Raw genomic sequence first — 435 nt, 5'->3', positions numbered from 1 at the left:
GCGCGGCCGCGGCGATCAGCTCGTCGTACAGGCCGACGACGAGCGCGACGGTGCCGCCCGAGATGCCGGGCACGGACTCGGCGGCGCCGATGAGCCCGCCGCGGGCGGCGTGCAGGGGGGCACGGGACCACGTCGTGCGCGGTGCCGCGAGGGTCGAGGTGGTGGGGGCGTCGGCCGGGGAGGTCGCGTCCTGAGCCACCGCTCCACCCTAACCAGGCGCTCCGGGGCGCCGTCCGGCGACGTCCCGCGCCGTAGGCTGAGGGCCATGTTGACGACGTCGGCGCTCGCCGCCGCACTGACCACCGACGTGGCGCCGCTGCTGGCCGGCGGCCCGCTGCCGGCGCTCGGTCCGGACTTCCTGCAGGCCGACCACCTCATCGCGTCGTTCGGCACCGCCGCGCTGATCGGCATCACGGCCGTCGTGTTCATCGAGAC

General features: G+C 76.3%; 1 protein-coding gene. It reads right to left on the bottom strand.

What is annotated here, in order from left to right:
* A partial coding sequence (locus tag G3I71_RS52880) for a DUF368 domain-containing protein (protein ID WP_164325252.1) occupies window positions 1–199 on the bottom strand: 199 nt, incomplete at its 3' end.
* Between the last annotated feature and the right edge of the window lie 236 nt (window positions 200–435).

It is taken from the genome of Streptomyces sp. SID12501, from assembly GCF_010550245.1.
Classification (GTDB): Bacteria; Actinomycetota; Actinomycetes; order Streptomycetales; family Streptomycetaceae; genus Streptomyces.
This window is presented reverse-complemented; position numbering and strand designations above follow the sequence as displayed.